The organism is Streptomyces sp. NPDC107500, assembly GCF_055582785.1.
Window position 1 is genome coordinate 236,462 of the sequence record NZ_JBVJPF010000004.1, and the last position, 15,302, is coordinate 251,763.

15 protein-coding genes are annotated in these 15,302 nt (G+C 73.1%); 9 read left to right on the forward strand and 6 right to left on the reverse strand.

Annotation, left to right across the window (positions count from 1 at the left end; translation table 11 throughout):
- Positions 1–50: 50 nt before the first annotated feature.
- Positions 51–887, forward strand: coding sequence for an alpha/beta fold hydrolase (locus ACZ67M_RS17605; RefSeq protein WP_469851605.1), 837 nt, complete (start codon positions 51–53; stop codon positions 885–887).
- Between the two features lie 100 nt (positions 888–987).
- Entirely contained in the window at positions 988–1,776 is a 789-nt protein-coding gene (locus ACZ67M_RS17610; RefSeq protein WP_469852049.1) for a helix-turn-helix domain-containing protein, read from the forward strand.
- Here ACZ67M_RS17610 and ACZ67M_RS17615 read toward each other — a convergent pair.
- Complete coding sequence (locus ACZ67M_RS17615; protein WP_469851607.1) at positions 1,763–3,019, reverse strand: sulfite oxidase; 1,257 nt, start codon at positions 3,017–3,019, stop codon at positions 1,763–1,765. The genes ACZ67M_RS17610 and ACZ67M_RS17615 overlap by 14 nt on opposite strands.
- A 331-nt stretch (positions 3,020–3,350) precedes the next feature.
- Between ACZ67M_RS17615 and ACZ67M_RS17620 the strand changes: the two genes are divergently transcribed.
- The 3 genes from ACZ67M_RS17620 to ACZ67M_RS17630 are packed head-to-tail and all read left to right on the forward strand — an operon-like array spanning position 3,351 to position 5,133.
- Positions 3,351–4,424 carry a P1 family peptidase gene (locus tag ACZ67M_RS17620; RefSeq protein WP_392101568.1) on the forward strand — a complete coding sequence of 358 codons (1,074 nt, stop codon included), beginning with the start codon at positions 3,351–3,353 and terminating at the stop codon, positions 4,422–4,424.
- Between the two features lie 32 nt (positions 4,425–4,456).
- Positions 4,457–4,750, forward strand: a complete 294-nt coding sequence (locus tag ACZ67M_RS17625) for an ArsR/SmtB family transcription factor (RefSeq protein ID WP_361363550.1) — start codon at positions 4,457–4,459, stop codon at positions 4,748–4,750.
- Complete coding sequence (locus ACZ67M_RS17630; protein ID WP_361363548.1) at positions 4,747–5,133, forward strand: VOC family protein; 387 nt, start codon at positions 4,747–4,749, stop codon at positions 5,131–5,133. Before ACZ67M_RS17625 ends, ACZ67M_RS17630 begins: the two co-directional genes overlap by 4 nt.
- A gap of 9 nt (positions 5,134–5,142) precedes the next feature.
- On the opposite strand, the gene ACZ67M_RS17635 is transcribed toward ACZ67M_RS17630, so the two are convergent.
- A complete protein-coding gene (locus ACZ67M_RS17635; RefSeq protein WP_392013090.1) occupies positions 5,143–6,231 on the reverse strand; it encodes a ferritin-like domain-containing protein in 1,089 nt (362 codons plus the stop codon).
- Positions 6,232–6,815: 584 nt separating this feature from the next.
- On the opposite strand from ACZ67M_RS17635, the gene ACZ67M_RS17640 reads away from it, so the two are divergent.
- Together ACZ67M_RS17640 and ACZ67M_RS17645 are read left to right on the forward strand one after the other, a co-directional pair.
- Positions 6,816–7,334 carry a lytic polysaccharide monooxygenase auxiliary activity family 9 protein gene (locus ACZ67M_RS17640; RefSeq protein WP_361363542.1) on the forward strand — a complete coding sequence of 173 codons (519 nt, stop codon included), beginning with the start codon at positions 6,816–6,818 and terminating at the stop codon, positions 7,332–7,334.
- A 111-nt stretch (positions 7,335–7,445) separates the two neighbouring features.
- The gene (locus tag ACZ67M_RS17645) at positions 7,446–8,192 is read left to right on the forward strand and encodes a chitinase (RefSeq protein WP_361363539.1); all 747 of its coding nucleotides are present in this window, start codon (positions 7,446–7,448) and stop codon (positions 8,190–8,192) included.
- Between the two features lie 76 nt (positions 8,193–8,268).
- On the opposite strand, the gene ACZ67M_RS17650 is transcribed toward ACZ67M_RS17645, so the two are convergent.
- Positions 8,269–8,988 (reverse strand): DinB family protein, encoded by a 720-nt coding sequence (locus ACZ67M_RS17650; protein WP_361363536.1) that lies wholly within the window; start codon positions 8,986–8,988, stop codon positions 8,269–8,271.
- 100 nt (positions 8,989–9,088) lie between these two features.
- The gene (locus ACZ67M_RS17655; protein ID WP_469851610.1) at positions 9,089–10,675 is read right to left on the reverse strand and encodes an amidohydrolase; all 1,587 of its coding nucleotides are present in this window, start codon (positions 10,673–10,675) and stop codon (positions 9,089–9,091) included.
- A 93-nt stretch (positions 10,676–10,768) separates the two neighbouring features.
- On the opposite strand from ACZ67M_RS17655, the gene ACZ67M_RS17660 reads away from it, so the two are divergent.
- Entirely contained in the window at positions 10,769–11,860 is a 1,092-nt protein-coding gene (locus ACZ67M_RS17660; protein WP_392013097.1) for an alpha/beta hydrolase-fold protein, read from the forward strand.
- Positions 11,861–11,882: 22 nt separating this feature from the next.
- On the opposite strand, the gene ACZ67M_RS17665 is transcribed toward ACZ67M_RS17660, so the two are convergent.
- Positions 11,883–13,121 (reverse strand): glycoside hydrolase family protein, encoded by a 1,239-nt coding sequence (locus tag ACZ67M_RS17665; protein ID WP_469851612.1) that lies wholly within the window; start codon positions 13,119–13,121, stop codon positions 11,883–11,885.
- A 230-nt stretch (positions 13,122–13,351) separates the two neighbouring features.
- On the opposite strand from ACZ67M_RS17665, the gene ACZ67M_RS17670 reads away from it, so the two are divergent.
- Entirely contained in the window at positions 13,352–15,061 is a 1,710-nt protein-coding gene (locus ACZ67M_RS17670) for a glycosyl hydrolase family 28-related protein (RefSeq protein ID WP_469851614.1), read from the forward strand.
- A 59-nt stretch (positions 15,062–15,120) separates the two neighbouring features.
- Here the strand turns inward: ACZ67M_RS17670 and ACZ67M_RS17675 are convergent, their stop codons facing one another.
- Entirely contained in the window at positions 15,121–15,198 is a 78-nt protein-coding gene (locus tag ACZ67M_RS17675) for a 50S ribosomal protein bL37 (RefSeq protein WP_370443954.1), read from the reverse strand.
- Positions 15,199–15,302 lie beyond the last annotated feature (104 nt).

Genomic DNA, 15,302 nt, shown 5'->3' on the forward strand with positions numbered 1-15,302 from the left:
CCGACATTCGTACAAGACGCGCGACCGGTGCCGGCCGCACCATCGCGGGCATGAAGGAGAACGGCACCCGCACTCACCTCTCGCACGGCCTGCACGTGGTGCGCGACGGCCCGCCACAGGCGCCGCCGCTGCTGCTCGTCCACGGCACCGGAGCCTCGGGCGCTACCTGGGGCCCCGTGATCCCCGCACTCGCCGCCCGCCATCACGTCGTCCGGGTCGACCTCCCGGGCTGCGGCCAGTCCCCGCCCGCGGAGTCGTACGAGGTGCCCGCGCAGGCTGATCGCGTCGCGGCGCTCCTCGACGACCTGGGGCTTGGCTCCGTGACCGTGGCCGGGCACTCCAGCGGCGGGTACGTCGCGACGGCGCTCGCCGAGCGGCGCCCGGATCTGGTGGGGGCCGTCGCGCTGGTCAGCACGGGTCCGGACATGGACGCGTTCCGCACGCAGCCGCTCGTCCTCCGCCTGCTGCTGGGCCCGCCGTTCGGCCGCCTCCTGTGGGCACGCCGCACGGACACGATGATCCGCAAGGGGATCGGCGCGACGGCCGCCCGGCCCGTGGACGTCCCGGACGGGATGATCGACGACCTGCGGAACACCTCGTACCGGGCGTTCCGGACGTTGTCGCGCCGGAACATCGCGTACCTCACCGAGCGCGCCGCGCCCGAGCGCCTCGCGGCGCTCCGGCTCCCGGTGCTGGCCGTCTTCGGCGACGCCGACCCCCGGTGGGAACCGTCGTCGGCGCACCGGTACGGCGCCGTGCCCGGCGCGCGGGTAGAGATGCTGCCGGGGGTGGGGCACCTTCCCCCGCTCGAAGCGCCCGCGGCGACCGCCGAACTGCTGCTGCGTTTCGCCGCGACGAGCGCCGGCACTCCGCCCGTCGCCCACTGAGACCTAGACTGGTTCCGTGCTGCCGTCGAACGCGCCACCCGACTGGGCGAGCGTGGACATCGCCGTCCCCCGCCCCTCGGTCCGGCTGCCGGGCATCAGCATGGCCGGCTTTCGGCAGCCCGTCCCCTCCTTCACGGACATCGCGATGGTCGCGCACCCGTCCGTCACCCTGCTCATCGACCTGAGCGAGGGCGACGGCATCCAGTACGGCGCCCGCGGCCGGCACCGTCACGGCAGCTTCGTCGCCGGTCTCCTCCCGGGCGAGCTGCGCGCGTCGGGACAAGTGGGCGAGTGCCTCCAGATCCGGCTGGAACCCGCCGTGGCGACCACTGTGCTGGGCTGGTCGACCGACCTGAGCGGGCGCGTCGAGTCGTTCGCGGACGTCTGGGGCCGGGACGCGGAACGGACCGAGGAGGAACTGCGCGCCGCGGGGTCGTGGGACGAACGGTTCGCCCTCACGGCGCGCATGCTGCTCCGCCGGACGGCTCACCGGCGTCCGGTCGACCCGGAGGTCGCCCACACCTGGCGGCGGACGCTCACCGGCCGGGGACGCGTACGGGTCGACGGCCTTGCCGGCGAGGTCGGTTGGAGCCGCAAGCACCTGTCGGCGCGTTTCACCGCCCAGCTCGGCATCACGCCCAAGCGCGCCGCGCGCCTCGTCCGCTTCGACCACGCCGCCCGCCTCCTCGCGGCGGGCCTCGCCCCGGCCGCCGCCGCCACGGAGGGCGGCTACGCCGACCAGTCCCACCTCCACCGCGAGGTGCGGGCGTTCACCGGTCTCACCCCCACCGCCCTGGCCGCCGCGCCGTGGCTGGCGATCGACGACGTCGCCTGGCCCGGCTCGTCACCGGGCCGGTCCGTCCCGCGTGCGGGTGTCACACGGCGTTGACCGGGTGCCGCACGACCGCGTCGAACAGGTAGCCCTGCGTGTTGTGCACGGTCGCGTCGGGCTGGGTCCGGCCCGCGCTGTCCGTCGCCCGCGCGAGCAGGGTGTACGGGCCCGGCGCCGCCGGGCGCCAGCGGGTGGACCAGCGGACCCAGCCGTCGCGCCGGGGCGCGTCGTGGAGCCGGGCCCTGTTCCAGGTGCCGCCTCCGTCGGTGCTGACGTCCACGCGGACGACTCCGCCCGCGCCGGACCAGGAACGGCCGGTGAGCCGGTGGGTGGTCCCGGCCGCCAGGTTCGCCCCCGCGTCCAGCTCCCAGGCACTCTTGACCGTCTGCCCGGTGAGCGGCGCGGTCCCCCCGTCCGGGTACGCGTCGCCGAACAGGCGATAGAAGTCGGTGTTCCAGGGCGAGTACAGCGGCTCGGCGGAGACCTCGATGTCGCCGACCCACTTGATGGACGCGATGCCGATCCAGGACGGGACGAGGACGCGCACGGGATGTCCGTGGTCGGGCGGCAGGGGTTCGCCGTTCATCTCGTAGGCGAGCAGGACGTCGTCGAGCGCCTTGGAGAGCGGGAGCGGGCGGCGGACCCGTCCGAGGTCGGCGCCGTCGGCGGTGACGTAGTCGGCGTCGAGGCCGCGGGGCATCACGTCCACGGCCCGGCGGCTCAGCCCCGCGCGTCTGAGGACGTCCGCCAGGCGGACCCCGCGCCACCGGGCGACACCGATGGCGCCGAGGGTCCAGGACGTCCCGCTGACGGTCTGGCCCTGCTGACCGGTGAAGAGGCTGCGCCCGTTGCCCGCGCACTCCACGAAGGCGCTGTGGGTGACGGACGGCAGTTTCCTCAGGTCGGCCAGGGAGAAGTCGACGGTCCGGTCGCGGGTGAGGCCGTCGCCGTGCACGGTGAGCGCCCAGTCGGCCGCCGGGAGGACGGGGGTCGAGGTGTGATTGCGTACGAAGAAGCGGTCGTTGGGCGTGTGGTAACCGGTACCGGCGAGGGCGGCGAACCGTGTCTCGGCGTTCGTGCCGCGGACGGTGAACAGCTCCTCGGGCAGGGGTTTGACGATGCCGGGCGCCGTTGCGGCGGCGCGGGCCGGTGTGCCCAGGGCCACGGGTGCGGCACCGGCTGCTCCGGCAGCGGCGAGGAGCCGGAGCATGTCGCGCCGGGAGACGCCGTCGGCCCGGGCCTCGCCGGCCAGCCACTGGTGGAGTCTGCGGCGGTCGTAGGCGGATTCGTGGGTACGCATGACGGCCTGCCTTTCGCAGGGAGGGCGCGGGCGGTCCCGCGCGGAGACAAGAGGGTGCCCGTCCGCGAGGCGGGCGGGGAGGCGGGCGTACCGGTCTGGTGGCGGGGCGGCGAACCGGCCGTCTCCCCGGGGGAACACGCGGTGGGGATCAACAACAGCCGTGGAGCACGAGCACACGGAACCGCGGGGCGGCGAGGCGGCGTCGGCTGCGGATCATGGCGACATCGTACGGAAGGTGGGCACTCCGTGGGCGCCGGTATCGGGAAGTCGCAGACCAACGCCGCCTTCGCTTCTCGTCCGCCGCCTCGTCGGGGACGTAACGTCCGGCCCTATGGAATCCTCCTCCGCCACTTCCCGGCCCCGGGCGCGTGACCTCGGTGTCGTCATCGGGTCCGGCACTCCCGGGCCCCGCAACGCCATCACCGACGTGCCGGGCGTCCGCGTCGGTCACACCACCGTGCGGCGGCCGCCCGACGTCCACAGCGGAGTCACCGCCGTCGTGCCCGACCTGGTCGGCCCCCGGACCCCGCTGCCGGCCGGGGTGTTCAGCGGCAACGGCTACGGCAAGCTCATCGGCACCACCCAGCTCACCGAACTGGGCGCGCTGGAGACCCCGGTCCTGCTCACCTCCACCCTGTCGGCCTTCCGGGTCGCGGACGCGCTGGTCGGCTGGATGCTGCGGCGGCCCGGATGCGAGGAGGTGCGCAGCCTCAACCCCGTGGTGGGCGAGTGCAACGACGGCTTCCTGTCGGACATCCGGGCACGTCCCGTCCACGAGGACCATGTGCGCGCCGCCCTGGACTCCGCCGCCGGCGGGTCCGTGGCCGAGGGGTGCGTGGGCGCCGGAACCGGCACCGTGGCGCTGGGTTTCAAGGCGGGCGTCGGCACCGCCTCGCGCACTCCGGAAGCGGGTGGCCGGCGCCGCACGGTGGGCGTCCTGGTGCAGGCGAACTTCGGCGGCACGCTCCGGGTGCTCGGCCGGACCCTCACCCCGGGCTCCCTGGGCGTCGTCGGGGCGGACAGTGCGGGGCCGGTCGCGGACGCGGGGTCCTGCATGATCGTGGTGGCCACCGACGCGCCGCTCGACGCCCGGCAGCTCACCCGGGTCGCGCGGCGCGCGGTGTTCGCCTTGGCACGCACCGGCGCCGCGTACAGCCACGGCAGCGGTGACTACGCCGTCGCCTTCGCCACCCGTCCGGGCGGCGCCCCGGTGGCCGATGCCGACCTGAACCCGCTGTTCGAAGCGGTGCTCGACGCCGTCGAGGAGGCGGTGCTCAACTCCCTGCTGGCAGCGACCACGACCATCGGCGTCGACGGCCGGACGGCCCCCGCGCTCCCGGCGGAGTCCCTGGTCCGCGCCCTCTCCGGCCCTCCGGCGCCGGGCACCTGGACGGCCGGAGGTTGATAGGCAAGTCGCTACTTGCCTATGGTGGGGGCATGACGCAGGATGTGTTCAAGGCACTGGCCGACCCCACCCGTCGGCGCATCCTTGACGAACTAGCGGAACGGGACGGCCAGAGCCTGTTCGAGATATGCGCCCGCCTGACCACCAAGCACGGCCTGGGCCTGTCCCGGCAGGCGGTCAGCCAGCATCTGGCCGTGCTGGAAGCGGCGGGCCTGGTCGTCCCGAGGCGTGAGGGCCGGTACAAGTTCCACGACCTCGACACCGAACCCCTGGAGCGCATCGTGACCCGATGGCTCAGACCCGACGCACCGGAGAGCACCCCATGAAAATCCATCTCACCAGCGTGTTCGTAGACGACCAGGAGAACGCCCTGCGCTTCTACACCGATGTTCTGGGCTTCGTGAAGAAGCACGACGTCCCCATGGGCACGGACCGGTGGCTGACCGTGGTCTCACCGGAGGCCCCCGACGGAACCGAGCTCCTGCTGGAGCCCTCCGGCCACCCCGCGGTCCGGCCCTACAAGGAGGCGCTGGCCCACGACGGCATCCCGGCCGCCTCCTTCGCCGTGGACGACGTGCCGGCGGAGTTCGACCGGCTGCGCGCGCTCGGGGTGCGCTTCACCCAGGAGCCGCTGGAGATGGGGGCCGTCACCACCGCGGTGCTGGACGACACCTGCGGCAACCTGATCCAGATCGTGCACAGCAAGTAGCGGAGCGCGTCACGTGCCGGGCGGACGGAACTGGGGGCCGTAGTTGCCCCCGCCGTCCGGCAGGGCGGTCTCCATCAGCCTCAGCGCGGGGGCCTCCATCGCACCCATGGCGCGGACGGCCGAGCGCAGGGTGCGCGGGTCCCCGTCGGTCCACGCCGCGTCCAGGGTGCTCAGCACCTTGGCGTAGGTGGTGTCGAACTGGTCGAGCATGCCCTGGACGGCGGTGGACGCTCCGGACCAGCCGCCCGCCGGGACGCGGGCCATGGGGCGTGTGGCGGGGAAGGGGACGGGGGCGCCGGTGAACTGCCAGCCGTCCTCCGTCTCGCGAAGCTGCCGACCGTGGTAGATCTCGCCGAAGGCGTAGTAGTGGGCGGGGTGGTCGTCGCCGAAGGCCTCGGCCGGGGAGCTGGCGGTGCCCTCGCCCTGCTCCTTGATGATCTCGATCGAGCGCTCGACGCCGTCGAGGTCGGTCACGGGTTCCATGACGTCGTTGCCGATGCGCTCGGAGAGCTGCCCCCGCGCCGTCATCACGGGCGCCGCTGCCTTGAACGCGCCCAGCAGGGCGTCGTAGAAGTCACCGATGCTGGGCGCGTCCTCCGCCTGCCGGGCCAGCGGCACGTCGGGGGCTTCGATCGCCATCATCACGTCGTGCACGTAGGAGCGGGTGAGGCCCGACAGGTAGACGTTCACCTCGGCGCGCACCCCACCGGGGAGCGGCCCGGGATAGGCGAGCGCCGCGTCCGCGATGCGGGGCCGGCCGCCGACGGCCACCAGCAGGTTGCAGACCACGCCCATGTGGTACATCTCGTCGGCGAGGATGCGCCGGATCAGCCGCGCCGCCTGGCTGGAGCGGTCCTCGATGGACCACCAGCCACACAAGTACGGTGGGATCGTGGCGAGTTCGAGCGCCACGGCCACTTGCAGGGACTCCTTGAGCCACTCGGCATCCCGGCCGTCCTTGGGGACAGCGAGCAGCGACGCCACCGACGGGCAGGGGCCCGTGGTGACCGGGCAGCCGGCCGCCGGGACGGGAGCGGCCGCCGCCGGGCCAGTGGCCGCCGCCACCGGAGCGGCCGCCGTCAGAGCGGCCGACGCCATGAAGGTCCTCCGCCCGAACGGGGACCGCTCCCCCGACGATTCCGCGCGCACATCTGTCACCCGCTGCTCCCTCGCATGTGAACCGCGCCTCGGACCGAGGCGCCCGGTTTCCTCCGACGGCTGGCGAAACTAGCAGCGCGGACGCCGTTTCCCCGGCGCGCGCCGCCGAGTGCGGCATCCCCCACCCGGTCGGCCGTATCGCCGGCGCGCCCGGCCGGGGCGGGCCCCGCCGGCCTCGGGGTCAGGAACCGGCGGTCACGTCGGCCGGTTCCGTTCCGTCCGCCGGGGCGGGGCCGGGGTGCCGCGGGCCCCGGGCGAGGACTCCCCGGGCGGTGATCCCGGACCCCACGCAACACTCTTGACACGCTCACGTCGACCGCTTGTATGGTCTAGTCCAACAGAACTCGCCGCTCCGTTTGAGGAGTTGACCCCTGCCCGGGGCCGCACTCCCCGCGAGGACGGCGAGCGCGCGTCACCTTCGCGCCTCTTGGCCCCACCCACGAGAGGCCGTACTCGGCGTGCGCGGTCACCCCCACACACGACCGCGCGCCGCCCTGGAACGGCCTGATGTGAAGGAGTTCCACATGCACGCACGCAGGAAGACCGCCGCGCTGATCGGCGCGGCCCTCGCTCCCGTCGTCGCCGTCAGCCTCCCCGCCTCCTCGGCGAGCGCACACGGCTACATCTCCGATCCGCCCAGCCGCCAGGCCCAGTGTGCCGCCGGCACCGTGTCCTGCGGTGACATCCAGTACGAGCCGCAGAGCGTCGAAGGCCCCAAGGGCCTGACCAGTTGCAGCGGCGGCAACAGCCGCTTCTCCGAGCTGGACGACGACAGCAAGGGCTGGGCCGTCACCCCCGTGTCGAAGACCACGACCTTCTCCTGGAAGCTCACCGCGCAGCACAACACCAGCACCTGGGAGTACTACGTCGGCGGGCAGCGGATCGCGCTGTTCGACGACGGCGGCGCCAAGCCCGGCGCGGTGGTGAACCACCAGGTCGACTTCGGCGGCCTCTCCGGCCAGCAGAAGGTGCTCGCCGTGTGGAACGTCGCCGACACGTCCAACGCGTTCTACGCCTGCATCGACGTCAACGTCGGCGGCTGACAGGCCGGTTGGAGCAGGAGGCGAGCGGTCGCACTCCCCCTGAGGGCGCGACCGCTCCCCCTGTTTCCGCCCCTCCATGCCGTTCCCCCCACCGAGCAGGAGTCGATAACCGTGCAGCACCGCAAACTCGCACTGCTGGCCGCCACCGGCGCGGCCGCCGCCCTCTGCAGCCTGACCCTGGCGCCGTCGGCCCTCGCCCAGAAGTCCGACGCCCCCGAGTCCGACGCACGGGCGGCCGCCGAATTCGTGGTCAGCGAGGCCCAGTTCAACCAGATGTTCCCGAACAGGAACTCGTTCTACACCTACAGCGGACTCACCGCGGCACTCAGCGCCTACCCGGGGTTCACCAACACGGGCAGTGACACGGTGAAGAAGCAGGAGGCCGCCGCCTTCCTCGCCAACGTCAGCCACGAGACCGGCGGGTTGCAGTACGTGGTCGAGCAGAACCAGGCCAACTACCCCCACTACTGCGACGCCAGCCAGCCGTACGGCTGCCCGGCCGGCACCGACAAGTACTACGGACGCGGTCCCGTTCAGCTCAGCTGGAACTTCAACTACAAGGCCGCCGGGGACGCCCTGGGCATCGACCTGCTCAACAACCCCGACCTGGTCCAGAACGACGCGGCCGTGGCCTGGAAGACCGGCCTCTGGTACTGGAACACGCAGAGCGGGCCCGGGACCATGACACCGCACGACGCCATGGTCAACGGCGCGGGATTCGGCGAGACCATCCGCGCCATCAACGGCAGCCTGGAATGCAACGGGGGCAACCCCGGGCAGGTCCAGAGCCGGATCGACAACTACCAGCGCTTCACGCAGGCCCTCGGCGTCGAACCCGGCTCCAACCTCAGCTGCTAGCCGGCGCCACCGACCCCTCGCGATCAGCGGCACCGCCGGTCGCGAGGGGTCGCCGCGCCGTCGCCCGGGAGCGCCTCTACCCGGAGAGGGTGGCGCGCAGCCGCCACAGGTCGCGGAGGACCGCGATCTCGGACATGTGGTGGATGAACTCGAGGTTGGCACCCGCCACCACGCTGATGTACGGGTCGTCCGGGTCGGACCCGTACGGGTACTGCGAGAAGCCGACCGTGTCGAGTTGCTCGTCGGTGACGGTGGCGACGTCGGCGCGCCAGCGGTCGATCAGCGACCAGAAGCGGGCGAGCGCCACGTCGGCGGAGGGAGAGAAGTCGACCAGCTGCCTCGGGTCCTGCCGGCGTTCGCCGAAGGTCCACTCCCACTGGCCCGCGAAGCAGGAGTGCAGGTGCCCGAGCCGCCAGGCGAGGGTGGTGAACGGCGCGTCGTCCGGGGGCGGTTCACCGGTGTGGGCGAGCACCTGCTCGACGCGCTCGACGCTCACGCTCCAGTCCGCGGCGATCTTGTCGACCGACATGCCGTCGGCGGCCTGCCGCGCCACCTCGGCGTACTCGTTGGCCGGGATGTCCGGGGCACCCTTGTCCAGCACCCACTCGCCCGGCCCGTACGCCCGGGGCGTCACCGCCTCGGACCTGTGCCGGATCGACCAGCAGCCGCGGACCGGCTCCCACAGGTACTCCTCGTCGCCGAGGCCCGCCAGTCGCACCTGCGCCATCTCCCTGGCCTGGTCGAACTGGTCGAGCAGGCACCCCAACCGGTCGGTGCGCTCACCCTCGGTCTCCATGTCCGGCTCCCCTCGTGACACCCCGCACCCGCGCGGCGTCCAGGCGGAGGCTAGCGAGTCGCCACCCGGGGGTGCGACCGGATTTCGGCGCCCGGGGAGTTCACGGGGGCGGCGTGCCCCCGGCCGCGGCGGGGCGGCCGTCGACGTAGGTGGCCACCACCTCGATGTCGCCGATGCGCGAGGTGTCGACGCGCCGCGGGTCGTCGCCGAGCACGGCCAGGTCGGCGCGCTTGCCCGGGGTGAGGCTGCCCAGGTCGTCCTCCCAGTGGCAGGCGTGGGCGCCGGCGACGGTGTAGGCGTGCAGGGCCTCGTCGACGGTGATGCCCTCGGTGGGGCCGATCCGCGCGCCCGAGAGGGAAGCGCGTTCGACCATGAACTGGACGGCGCGCAGCGGGGATCCGTCGGTGACGGGGCGGTCGGAGCTGCCCACCAGCGGGATGCCGTGGTCCAGGAAAGCCCTGCCCCGGTAGAGCCACGGGGCGCGTTCCGCACCCATGATCGCGGCGTAGTCGTCGCCGAAGTAGCGCAGGAAGTTGGGCTGGACGACCGCGGTGACACCGAGCCGGGCGAAGCGCGGGAGCTGGTCGGGGCGGATCAGTCCGGCGTGCTCGACGCGGTGCCGGGCGTCCGGCCGGGGGCGGAGGACCTGGGCGCGTTCCAGCGCGTCCAGGGCGACGTCGGCCGCGCGGTCGCCGATCGCGTGGACGGCGAGCTGCCAGCCGGCGAGGTGTCCGTCAATGATGGTCCGGGCCAGCACGTCGGGGTCGTCCTGCAACTGGCCCGCGTGGTCGAGCCCTTCGTAGGGGCTGCTGAGCGCGGCGGTCCTGGCCATCATGCCGCCGTCGGTGAACACCTTCAGCGCGCCCACGGAGAGCCGGTCGTCGCCGAAGCCGGTGCGCAGTCCGAGGTCGAGGGCCCGGGGAATGCCGTCGGTCTCGTGGGCGCCGACGGGGTGCAGCCGGTCCGCGGACACCATGAGCTGCACCCGCAGCGGGAGCAGGCCCCGGTCCCTGGCGAGTTGGTAGGCGCCCAGTTCGACCGGGCTGTGGCCCAGGAGGGTGCCACCGATGCCCGCTTCGGCGCAGGCGGTGACGCCCTCGGTGAGGCAGGTGCGGGCGGCCCGTCCGATCGCCTCGGCCAACTCGTCCTGGGCGTGCGGCAGGCGCAGGGCGCGGGCGGCGCCCATCGCGCCCTCGGCGAGAAAGCCGTTGTCGTGCGGGGTGCCGGCGGGGAGCAGGTCGAGAACGGCCGAGTTGACGGCGCAGCCGTGCCCGGAGTCGTGCATCACGTAGAGCAGGTGTCCGTGGCTGACCCGGTCCAGTTCGGCGGCGGTCAGGTGGCGGCCGAGGGCCCGCTGGTCGTAGCCGGCGATGCTCACCCAGGAGCCGGGGGTGGCCTTGCGGCTGACGGCCTCCGCCACGACCGCCAGGGCGTCCTCGATCCGGGTGAGTCCGGCGATGCTCGGGGTGCTCTGCTTGAACCCGGTCCAGGCCAGGTGCACATGGGCGTCGACGAAGCCCGGCAGTACGGTGGCGCCCTGGAGGTCGACGACTTCCCGGGCGGGCAGGGAGGTCACGGCCTCGTCCAGGCCGACGATCCGGCCCCGCCAGATCCCCAGGTCGTGGGCGACCGGGTGGTCCGGGTCCATGGTGAGGAAGCGCGCGTTCGTCAGTCTGGTGCAGAGCATCGGGGGTCGGATCCCTCCTGAGGCGTTAGGTTAGGCTCGCCTAATGGATGGCGAGCTTAGCCGTCCCTTTTTCCGCTCCACAAGGAGACCTTCATGAGGCTGGTGGGGGAAGAGACCTTCGCCGCGTACGGGCTCTCCGGCGCGCCCGGCACCGACGCCTTCTGGGCCGGAGCACGGACTCCGGCGTCGTTGGCCGACGGCGACGGCTGGACGGTCCTGTTCCTGCGGCGCGGCGGGGAGGCGGCCGGCATCGGCTTCGAGAGCTGGTCGGACCCGGTGCCGTTGCGCAGGTGGGGGCTCACGGACTGCTGGTACGCCGAGGTCCGCATGCCGGCGCGGTTGCGCGTGACGTACCAGTTCCTCGTGGGCGACGAGGCGTACGCGGACCCGTGCAATCCGGTGGGCGCGGGCGGCGAGCGGTCCATCGCCGCGACGCCGGACGCCCCGCCGCAGCCGCACTGGCCCGTGGTCGGCGCCGACGACGTCCTGCCGCTCCCCCGCACCCGGCTGCGCTGGACCAGCGAACGGCTCGGTGGGCGGCGCACCGTGCGGGTCCACGAGGTGGGCGGGGGCGGGCCGGTGGTCCTGCTGCTCGACGGGGACGACTGGCTGTATCTGCATCCGGCGGCGGCCGCGTTCGACTCGGCGGTCACGAGCGGCGAGATGCCGCCGGTCACGCTGGTGTTCCTGCCGGCCAAGGACCGGCAGACCGAGTTCGGGTGCCGGCCCGCCCTGTGGGAGGCGGTCCGGGACGAACTGCTGCCCCTGGTGGCGGAGAGCACCGTGCACGCCGACCCGGACCGGCTGGTGGTCGCGGGCCAGAGCCTCGGCGGACTGAGCGCGCTGTACGCCGCGCTGGAGTTCCCGGACCTGGTGTCCCGGGTGGCGTGCCAGTCGCCGTCGTTCTGGTGGACGCCTGACGCCGCGCACCTGCCGGACCCGCTGGGCGGCCCGGTCGGCGGCACCGTCGCGGCACGGCTGCGCAGCGGTCCGGACCTGTCCGGGCTCCGGATCGCGTTCGACGTGGGGGAGCACGAGACCCGGATGCTCCCGCACTGCTCCCTGGTGGAGGCCCTGACCGAACAGGCCGGTGCGACGGTGCTCGTCTCCCGCTCGGCCTCGGACCACGACCGGGCGGGCTGGCGGCACGCCCTGCTCCGGGACGTGGCCTGGGCGCTCGCCTAGATCCTGTCGCTGAACTCAGGGCCTACGACGCGCCGACGGCGGAGAGGTCGAGGGCGCGGTCGGCGTCGCGCGGGCGGAGGACGCGCATGATGCCCTCCAGCAGGTAGTAGTCGGCGTAGGGCAGGGATATCTCCACGCCGTCCTCGGCCGGGCGGTTGCGCGTGCAGCGGGCGACCACCGCCTCGGCCCGCGACGACCCCCGTGTGAGACAGGTCCGGGCCAGGGCGGTGAGCAGCCGCAGGGCGGTCTCGCGGTACTCCCGCCTGCCGGTGGCCGCGGCCAGGTCGAGCAGACCGCAGGCCATGACCGCACCGGCCGAGGCGTCCTTGACGTCGTACGGCTGCTGCGGCGCCCGGTAGTCCCACACGGGGACGTGGTCCTCGGTCAGGGCGCCCGTCGCGAAGTCGGCCAGGCCGCGGGCGGTGGTCAGGAAGGCGCGGTCGCCGGTCCTGCGGTACATCGTCGTGAAGCCGTAGATGCCCCAGGCCTGGCCGCGCGCCCAGCACGACGTGGGGCTGTACCCCTGCACGGTGCCGGGTCCGACGGGCGCGCCGCTGCCCGGGTCGAAGTCGTAGACGTGCGGGGTCGATCCGTCGGGGCGGGGGAAGACCCGCTGCGTGGTCCTGGCGTGCTCGGTGGCGATGTCCAGGTACTTCCCGTCCCCCGTCTCCCGGCTCGCGAAGGCCAGCAGGTCGAGGTTCATCATGGTGTCGATGATGACCCGGCCCGCGTTCCCGGGGTCGGAGAGCGCGCCCCACGCGCGGATGAAGCGGCCGCGCGGGTTGTACCGCTGGATGAGGGAGTCGGCCGCCCTGACGGCCCCGTCCCTCCAGGCGGCGTCGCCCGTCAGGCGCCAGGCGGTGACCCAGGACGGGTAGAAGAGGAAGCCCAGGTCATGGGTGGAGGTGTCGTACCGGCGCGGCGCGAGCCCCTGCGCCGAGTCGAGGGCCAGGGTGCGGAAGTCCTCGTCGCCGCTGTGGAGATACGCCATCCAGAGCGTCCCGGGCCAGAACCCGCCCACCCAGTCGCCGCTCTTGGAGTAGACCCACTTCTCGAACTTCGTCCCCACCGGGAAGTCGCTCACCCCCGGCGCGACGACGCGGAGCTTCGCGACGGCGTAGTCCGCCGCGTCCCGCAGCACGCGGTCGGTGGCCGGCGCGGGCGCCCCGGCGTCGACGGCGGCCGCGGTCTGCTGGGACAGGGCGTGAACGCCCACGACGCCGGTGGCCGAGGCCAGCACGGTTCGACGGGAAACACTCATGGGTGGTCGTCCTCCAACTGGGCGACGGGACCTGGGAGTTGTCCGAGCGTGGCACACGGCTCCATGGGTGTACACCCTTGAGCGTCGTTCCTGTACGTGAACGGAAGTGATCACTCAGGTAATGTGCGGGCGGTCTTTTCGACTCGGCATCGACGTGCCATGCTCCCCGGAACTCCACCGCGAACGTGATTCACATACATGTCTGACGGAGCAACGGAGAAGGGGCGGGTATGTCTCACGACAAGAGCCACGGCGGCGCGGGCGGTTGCGCCGGGCCGGTCACCAGACGGGGTCTGCTCGGCGGTGCCGCGGTCGTGGCCGCGGGTGCCGTGGCCGGGGCGGCGCCGCCGGCCCTCGCCGCGGCCGGGGCACCGCCCGGGGTGGTGCCGCCCCTGTGGCGTGAGTTCGCCCGGTCTCCCTTCACCCACCCCCAGATCCCCTTCGTCGGCCGGGCCGGCTGTCTCGGCGGGGCCGCACGGCTCCCCCGGCGCCCCATGGTCGCCGACGTCCGCGACTTCGGTGCGGTGGCGGACGGCACGACCGACTGCGCCCCGGCGATCAATCGCGCTCTCGCCGTCGCCGGGCGGGCCGGCGGCGGCACCGTCGCCCTGCCGCCCGGCACCCTCCGCATCGACGGCCTGATCCGCGTCGGCCACTCGAACGTCGTGCTGCGCGGCGCCGGCAGCGACCGCACGACCCTGCGCGCCACCAAGGACCTCACCGAACTCGTCGGCGCCTACGGGTCCCGGTACGGCGGCGACAAGTCCTCCTGGTCCTGGGCGGGCGGCCTGATCTGGCTGGCCCCCGAGGCCCGCTGGAACTCCCTCACCGACGCCATCAGGGCGAAGGAGTGGCCGTTCGAGGGCTGGACCGGCAACCGGCGCGACGAGTGGCGCACGCTGACCACCGTGGCCCCCGCCCGGCGGGGGGCGTGGACGGTCCGGGTGAGCGACCCCTCACGGCTCCGCCCCGGCGACCTCGTCCTGCTGCGCCTCGCCGACGACGCGGACCACACCCTGCTCGCCCACATGGCGGGCGGCGGCCCGGGCGCGGAGTCCTACGCCTGGGACGACAAGACGAAGCTGACGTCGTACGTGCCCTACGAGTGGCCGGTCCGCCTCACGGAGGTACACGGCCGGCGGATCGCCCTGGAGCGCCCACTGCCGCTCGACCTCCGCCCCGAGTGGGACCCCAGGCTGACGACCCACGTCGGGGAGTTGACCGGCGCCGGGGTCGAGGGCCTGACCCTGGAGGCCCCCGACGTTCCGCAGCAGCCGCACCTGCTGGACCGCGGGTACAACGGCGTCGTGCTGCAATGCGCCTACGACTGCCGGGTGGACGACGTGACCGTGCGCCACGTCGACAACGGGTTCGGACTGGTCGCCGCCTCGGCGTGCACCCTGAGCCGCACCAGGGTGGCCGGGCGCGGTTCCCACCATCCGTACTTCTGCCGCGAGGGGTCCCACGACAACCTGATCGAGGACTTCACCGTCGAGGAACGCACCACGCCCGCTCCCGCCGGGACCCAGTTGCACGGCATCAACGTGGAGGGGCTCTCCTCGCACAACGTCTGGTCACGCGGTGCGATGGAGATGGGCACCTTCGACAGTCACCGCGGCATGCCCTTCGCGAACGTGCGCACCGACATCACCGTGGACAACGACGGCCGCCACGGCGGCGACGCGAGCGCGGGCCCACTCTTCGGAGCCCGTTTCGCCCACTGGAACATCAGGGTGACGAACGGCCGGGCCGGCCTGATGAAGATCGACGGCCTGGCTCCCTGGTCCGCCACCGTCGGGATCAACGAGGTGCGCGAGTTCGACCAGATCGACGTCCCCGACTTCGCCGGGGACCTGCACGCCCGCCTGGAGCTGTACGGCACGACCGACGCCGTACGCCCGCGGAACCTGTACGAGGCACAGCGCGCGCTGGAGCGTTAGGACCCGGACACGCGTCGGGTGGGTGGCGTGCGCCACCCACCCGATACGACGGGACGTCCTCAGCTCTGCGGACGGCTACCGTGGTTGGCGCCGTTCTTGCGGCGGGCCTTCTTCTTGCGACGTCGCTTCGAGGACATCGAAACCTCCTTGCTACTCACTTTTGCCACGCTGTGCACCGGATTGTCGGCTCCGGTGATCACAGGACCCCTTTCCCGTGCGCGCCACGGCAAACATCCGGAAC

Coding starts and splice junctions, on each gene's coding strand:
- ACZ67M_RS17635 (WP_392013090.1), bottom strand. CDS start 6,231: ATGGCGTCGGCCGCTCTGACGGCGGCCGCTCCGGTGGCGGCGGCCACT.
- ACZ67M_RS17615 (WP_469851607.1), bottom strand. CDS start 3,019: ATGCGTACCCACGAATCCGCCTACGACCGCCGCAGACTCCACCAGTGG.
- ACZ67M_RS17625 (WP_361363550.1), top strand. CDS start 4,457: ATGACGCAGGATGTGTTCAAGGCACTGGCCGACCCCACCCGTCGGCGC.
- ACZ67M_RS17620 (WP_392101568.1), top strand. CDS start 3,351: ATGGAATCCTCCTCCGCCACTTCCCGGCCCCGGGCGCGTGACCTCGGT.
- ACZ67M_RS17660 (WP_392013097.1), top strand. CDS start 10,769: ATGAGGCTGGTGGGGGAAGAGACCTTCGCCGCGTACGGGCTCTCCGGC.
- ACZ67M_RS17630 (WP_361363548.1), top strand. CDS start 4,747: ATGAAAATCCATCTCACCAGCGTGTTCGTAGACGACCAGGAGAACGCC.
- ACZ67M_RS17675 (WP_370443954.1), bottom strand. CDS start 15,198: ATGTCCTCGAAGCGACGTCGCAAGAAGAAGGCCCGCCGCAAGAACGGC.
- ACZ67M_RS17605 (WP_469851605.1), top strand. CDS start 51: ATGAAGGAGAACGGCACCCGCACTCACCTCTCGCACGGCCTGCACGTG.
- ACZ67M_RS17650 (WP_361363536.1), bottom strand. CDS start 8,988: ATGGAGACCGAGGGTGAGCGCACCGACCGGTTGGGGTGCCTGCTCGAC.
- ACZ67M_RS17610 (WP_469852049.1), top strand. CDS start 988: ATGGCCGGCTTTCGGCAGCCCGTCCCCTCCTTCACGGACATCGCGATG.
- ACZ67M_RS17665 (WP_469851612.1), bottom strand. CDS start 13,121: ATGAGTGTTTCCCGTCGAACCGTGCTGGCCTCGGCCACCGGCGTCGTG.
- ACZ67M_RS17640 (WP_361363542.1), top strand. CDS start 6,816: ATGCACGCACGCAGGAAGACCGCCGCGCTGATCGGCGCGGCCCTCGCT.
- ACZ67M_RS17655 (WP_469851610.1), bottom strand. CDS start 10,675: ATGCTCTGCACCAGACTGACGAACGCGCGCTTCCTCACCATGGACCCG.
- ACZ67M_RS17670 (WP_469851614.1), top strand. CDS start 13,352: ATGTCTCACGACAAGAGCCACGGCGGCGCGGGCGGTTGCGCCGGGCCG.